The organism is Lysobacter antibioticus HS124 (genome assembly GCF_000336385.2).
Classification (GTDB): domain Bacteria; phylum Pseudomonadota; class Gammaproteobacteria; order Xanthomonadales; family Xanthomonadaceae; genus Lysobacter; species Lysobacter firmicutimachus.
On sequence record NZ_HG424559.1, the window covers coordinates 132,834 to 138,659 of the forward strand.

General features: G+C 68.8%; 4 protein-coding genes. 3 read left to right on the plus strand and 1 reads right to left on the minus strand.

Going from position 1 to position 5,826, the window contains the following annotated elements; all coding sequences use genetic code 11:
- Window positions 1-122 precede the first annotated feature (122 nt).
- Both TX83_RS18885 and TX83_RS18890 read left to right on the plus strand, forming a co-directional pair.
- The gene (locus TX83_RS18885; protein ID WP_064749540.1) at window positions 123-1,274 is read left to right on the plus strand and encodes a trypsin-like serine peptidase; all 1,152 of its coding nucleotides are present in this window, start codon (window positions 123-125) and stop codon (window positions 1,272-1,274) included.
- Window positions 1,275-1,634: 360 nt separating this feature from the next.
- A complete protein-coding gene (locus TX83_RS18890) occupies window positions 1,635-2,495 on the plus strand; it encodes a phosphate/phosphite/phosphonate ABC transporter substrate-binding protein (RefSeq protein WP_064749541.1) in 861 nt (286 codons plus the stop codon).
- Between the two features lie 94 nt (window positions 2,496-2,589).
- Here TX83_RS18890 and TX83_RS18895 read toward each other — a convergent pair whose 3' ends face one another.
- Window positions 2,590-3,525, minus strand: coding sequence for an isopenicillin N synthase family dioxygenase (locus tag TX83_RS18895; protein ID WP_064749542.1), 936 nt, complete (start codon window positions 3,523-3,525; stop codon window positions 2,590-2,592).
- Between the two features lie 197 nt (window positions 3,526-3,722).
- Here TX83_RS18895 and TX83_RS18900 point away from each other — a divergent pair, with 197 nt between their 5' ends.
- On the plus strand, window positions 3,723-5,585 hold the full coding sequence (locus TX83_RS18900; protein WP_064749543.1) for a DUF3413 domain-containing protein: 1,863 nt from the start codon (window positions 3,723-3,725) through the stop codon (window positions 5,583-5,585).
- Window positions 5,586-5,826 lie beyond the last annotated feature (241 nt).

Here is a 5,826-nt window from a genome sequence, read left to right on the forward strand (position 1 = left end):
GCCGGCGGCGCACCGCCCCCGTTCCCGATCCGCGACGCGCGCCCTCCGGGTCGGGGCGCACGTCCGGCGACCGTCGACCCGTTCATCGCCCCCAGGGAAGCGATACCACAAGGAGTTTCGCCATGAAGTCGCAGAACCGCCGCTCGCCCCGCCCCATCGCCCGCCTCGCCGCTCTCGGCGCGCTGGCCCTGACCTGCTTCGCCGCCGACGCCGCCGACACCGGCAAGACCGTGCGCACGCCCTACGGCGACGTGATCGAAATCCAGGCGCCGCCGTCGCAGCAGCGCCTGTCCACGTCGGCGCAAGCGCACCCGTTCGCCACCGCACGCCAACGCGCCGCGGTCAAGCCGCTGCAATGGGCGCCGCGCGACGACCGGGCAGCCGCGGACACCGCCGAGCTGAGCGACAAGATGGTCCGCGCCGCCGGCAGCGCCCCCGGCGGCGAAGCGCCGGCGTTCGCCAACTACCTCGCCCGCAACCACTTCCGCGCCACCTGGCAGCGCCTGGACGCGCTCGACGCGGCCAAGGGCGCAGCGCCGTTGAGCGCGCTGTCCGACGGCGGCGAGAAGGACGGCGCGCATTACCCCTATACCCGCTATCCGGGCAACTACTACACCAGCCAGTGGAAGACCACGCCCTGGAACAAGATCGGCAAGCTCTATTTCACCAAGCCCGACGGCAGCGGCTCGTACTGCACCGCCAACGTCGCCAGCGGCAATTCGGTGCTGATCACCGCCGCGCATTGCGTCTATACGCTCGGCGCGGGCTGGAACACGAACTTCGTGTTCGTGCCGGCCGAGCGCTACGGCGAAGCGCCGTACGGTCGCTTCGGCTGGAGCAGCGCGCGCGTTCCGAGCGGCTATTTCCCGTCGGGCGGCCGGCGCTGGGACGTGGCGGTGATCAAGCTCACCGGCGAACAGGTCACCGGCCTGCCGGTCACCAGCTATGTCGGCTGGCTCGGCCGCACCTGGAACCGCCCCTACTCCGAGTACGCCACCTCCCACGGCTACGCCAGCAATCTGAGCACCCAGTTCACCCATATCTGCAACGGCCAGACCTACAGCTCGCCGAGCGAGGGCACCAACGTGCTGGTGCAGGGCTGCGACATGACCTATGGCGCCAGCGGCGGCGGTTGGCTGCTGAACCTCAGCGGCGGCCACTACGTCAACAGCGTGGTCAGCGGCCCGCACATCGGCGCCTTCGGCACCGCCTGGGTCGGCCCGCGCTTCGCCGACGACAACATCGTGGCTTTGTGTGCGGCGATCGGGTGTTGAAAGTCGGGAATGGGGAATGGGGAGTCTGGAATGGGGCGGCAGCGGTTTGTGTCGCTGCGTTCCTCCGGCCAGGGATGGCCGATGCAGCAAAGGAAGGAGCCGGCGCAAGCCGGCTTCTTTATTGTCTTGGTTGGAGATTGGAGATTGGAGATTGGAGATTGGAGATTGGAGATTGGGGATTGGGGATTGGAGATTAGGGATTGGAGATTGGAGATTGGAGATTGGGGATTGGGGATTCGGGATGGGGAATTGAGGGGGGCGGAGCGATGGCGTGTTGCGGGCCGTTGGCAGCGCAGGCGGTTTCGACGCCGCTGTCGTAAGGGCGATGACAAACGCCGGTCGATGCCGTCTGATATCGCGATGACGCGCTCACTGCTGTTCTGCGGCCTGCTCGCGCTGTGCGCGCCCGCGGCCCATGCCCAATCGACCGCCGCGGCCGCGCCACGGCCCTGGGTCGTCGCCACCTATGCCTATCCGCAGCGCGATCGCGAAGCGGCGATCCGGCCGCTGGCCGATTACCTCGCCGCGCGCGGCGGCCGTGCGACCGCGCTGCGTCTGTTCCCCTCGCCGACCGACCTGGTGGAGGCACTGCGCCGCGGCGAAGTCGACGTGGCCGTGCCCAATCTGCATGCCTACCTGCAGACCCGGCGTTGGCGGGCGTCCGCGCCGGTCACCTTGCCGGTGCCGCAAGTGCCGGCGGCGCAGGCCGAACGCTATCGCGCCGTGCTCGTCGGGCGCAGCGACGCCGTCGCCGCGGACAGTCTCCGGCGCGAGGCGCCGCGCCTGCGCCTGGTCCTGGTCGGCCAGGACTCCGCCTCGGGCGGCTTCGTGCCGGCCCACCATTTGCGCCGCCTGGGCCTGGACCCGGCGAGCGATTTCGCCGGCCTGAGCTATGCCGGCTCGCACGCCGCCGCGCTGCAGGCGCTGAGCGAGGGCCGCGCCGAGGTCGCCGCGCTCGCCGCCGACGTCTACGACGCGGCCCGGCCCGCCGGCCTGGTCGAATTGTGGCGTTCGCCGCCGATTCCGCCCGGTCCGCTGCTGTGCCGTCCGGCGCCCGACGTCCCCTGCGCCGAGATCGCCGCCTGGCTGTTGCAAGCCCACACCGAGGACCCGTCGGTGATGGCGGCCTTGCGCGCGGGCTGGCCCGAGTTCGGCGAGGCCGCGGGATTCACCGCCGCCGATGCCGACGCGCTCGGCGAGTTGGCGACACGCATCGAGTGAGCGCGCAAGCCCGTCCGCAGGCAAAGAAAAAGCCGGCGCAAGCCGGCTTTTTCCGTTCTGGCGATGCGGCGCGCGAGCGGCGCGCGCCGGCGGCTTACTTGAGCTTGATCTCGCGCAAGCGCTCTTCCAGGTAGCCCTGGGCGGTGATCGGCTCGGGGTAACGGCTGGGGTTGTCGGCGCTGATCGTCGACGGCAGCACGTCGATCAGGAAGTCCGGGTTCGGGTGCAGGAAGAACGGAGTCGAATAGCGCGGCTGGCGCGCTTTCTCGCCCGGCGGGTTGACCACGCGGTGGGTGGTCGAGGGGTATACGTGATTGGTCAGGCGCTGCAGCATGTCGCCGATATTGACCACGATGGTGTCGGCGTCGGCGGTGAACGGCACCCACTCGCCCTGGCGCGATTTCACTTCCAGGCCCTCGGCGCTGGCGCCGACCAGCAGGGTGATCAGGTTGATGTCCTCGTGCGCGCCGGCGCGCACGTTGGGGATGTCGTCGGTGGTGATCGGCGGGTAGTGGATCGGGCGCAGGATGGAGTTGCCCGAGTCGGTCTTGTCGGCGAAATAGTTCTCCGCCAGGCCGAGGTGCAGGGCCAGCGCGCTGAGCACGCGCGAACCGAGCCGGTCCAGGGCCTGGTACAGGCCGTAGGCCTGCTCGCGGAACTCCGGGATTTCCTCCGGCCACAGGTTGGCCGGCATGTCCGCGGCGTACTTGGAGTCGCGCGGGATCTCGCGGCCGACGTGCCAGAACTCCTTCAGGTCGAAGTGCTTGGAGTCCTTGGCGGTTTCCACGCCGAACGGGGTGTAGCCGCGCGCGCCGCCGCTGCCGGGCACGTGGTACTTGCGCTTGATCTCTTCCGGCAGGGCGAAGAAGCGCTTGAACACGTCGTAGGAACGGTCGATCTGCTGATCGGAAATGCCATGGCCGCGGATGCCGGCAAAGCCCCATTCGCGATAGGCGGCGCCGAGCTCGGCGACGAAGGCCTCGCGGTCAGTGTCGAAACGGCGGATGTCCAGGGTGGGAATCTGACTCACGTGGCCTTCCTGTTGGTGTCGTCGGTCGTAAGGTAATAAATCATTTTCGCTCAAACCCGGCGTCCGCGCTCGCCGCATCGCGACAGGGCCGGCAAAGCCACCTTTGGGCGGTATTCGGGACGCGGATTACACGATAAAGTCGCGCCCCGGCCGGCCTCGCGCGCCGGCAGCTCCGTCGGCCGCCGAGAACGCCCCGCATGCAAGACACTGCCGCCCGCCCCGCCTTCCCGGCGCGCCGCGCCTTGGCCTGGCTGACCGGGTTCATCTTCGCCAATGCACTGGCGGCGATCGCGATCGCGGCCTCCAACATCCCCTTCGCTCACCTCACCGAGCACTGGAAGGCCGGGGTCTTCCTGGCCCTGGCCCTGCCCGCCCACTTCGTGTTCTTCGGCGCCGTGCTGGGCCTGCAGGCGCTGCTGTTGGGCTGGGCGACCCGCAGCGTGCGGGTGCTGGGCGCGGCCGCCGTGCTGCCGCACGCGGCCTGGATCTGCCTGCTGCTCATCGACGCCAAAGTGTTCGCCCTGTATCGGTTCCACCTCAATGCGATGGTCGCCAATATGGTGTTCGGCGGCGCGATGCAGGACCAGGTGGTGTTCTCGGGCGCGGTATGGGGCCTGATCGCGCTCGCGGTCGGCGCGGTGCTGGCGCTGGAAATCCTGCTCGCCTGGCTGTGGTGGCGCCTGCTCGAGCGCCGGCCGGGCTGGCAGCGCCTGCTCAAGGGCTGGCTGTGGGCGGCGGGCGTGATGCTGATCAGCCAGGGCATGGTGGCCTACTACGACGCACGCGGCGACCGCGTGGTGATGTCGCAACTGCCCTACATCCCCTGGGCCCAGCCGATCACGCTCAAGGACACGCTGGCCCGGTTCGGCATCGAACGCGCGCCCGGCGCCTCGCTGCCGGCCCAGGGCGAAGGTCTGCTGACCTACCCGTTGCGGCCGTTGCAATGCGATCCGGCGCCGAAGCTCAACGTGGTGGTGATCCTGCTCGAATCGTTGCGCCACGATGCGCTCGAGCCGCAGACCATGCCCAATGTCTGGGCCTATGCGCAGCGCTCGCAGTGGTTCGACGACCATTACAGCTCCGGCAACGCCACCCGCTTCGGCGTGTTCGGCCTGCTCTACGGCCTGCCCGGCGGCTACTGGCACCCGATGTTGGCCGAACAGCGCGGCTCGGCCCTGATCGGGCAGATGAAGCGCGACGGCTACGGCATGCATATCTACGGCAGCGCGCCGCTGCACAGCCCCGAGTTCGACCGTACGGTGTTCTCGGAGGTGCGCGAGCGGGTGGTCAACGGCCCGCGCAAGCGCAAGAGCGCCGAACGCGATCGCGAAATCCTGCGCCGGCTGCAGGCCGACATCGCCGCGACCCCGCGCGACGGGCGTTTCTTCGGCTTCGTGTTCCTGGATTCGCCGCATCAGCCTTATTACATGCCCAAGGGCTATCCGCCGCTGGCGCGGCCGATGGCCGCCGACGTCAATCCGCTCGACCTCGGCCCGGATCACGACCCGACTCCGGAGTACAACCGCTACCGCACCGCAGTGCATTACGCCGACAGCCTGATCGGCGAATTCCTGCGCGCGCTGGACGCGAGCCCCTTCGCCGACGACACGGTAGTGCTGATCACCGGCGACCACGGCGAGGAGTTCAACGACCTCAAGCTCAATTACTGGGGCCACAACGGCAACTTCTCCGACTACCAATTGCGCACGCCGTTCGTACTGCACTGGCCCGGCCGCGCGGCGCAGAAGTTCGCCCACGTCACCGCGCACGAAGATTTCGTGCCGACCGTGATGCGTCACGCTTTGGGCTGCCGCAACCCGGCCGGCGACTACAGCACCGGCCGCGACCTGTTCGGCCCGGCCCAACCGCAGCGGCCGCTGCTGGTGGAGAGCTGGTCGCAACGCGGCATCCGCCAGGGCGAGCGGATCTACCTGTTCGACAACTACGGCGCGGCCACCGTGGTCGACCGCCGCTATCGGCCGCTGCCCGACGCCAAGGTCGATCCCGCCGCCCTGCGCCAGTCCTGGGACATGCTGACCCGGTTCCAGCAACAGCATTGACCGGACGCGTTGCGGTTGCGGTTGCCGTAAAGCGCTTGGCGCCGCATCGAACTAGCGAAGACAAATCGAAGCCCCGAAGGGCGGCCCGCAAGGAGGCGGGCCGTGCGCAGCCAGGCCAGGGAGGGCCTGTGCGAAGCAGCCCCACGCAGGTCTCGCCCCATGGTGGCTTTTGATCCGAAACAGCCACGGCGTTTTCTTTGGTTACTTTTGACCGAAGGAAATCCAGTAGGACGTTGTCGCC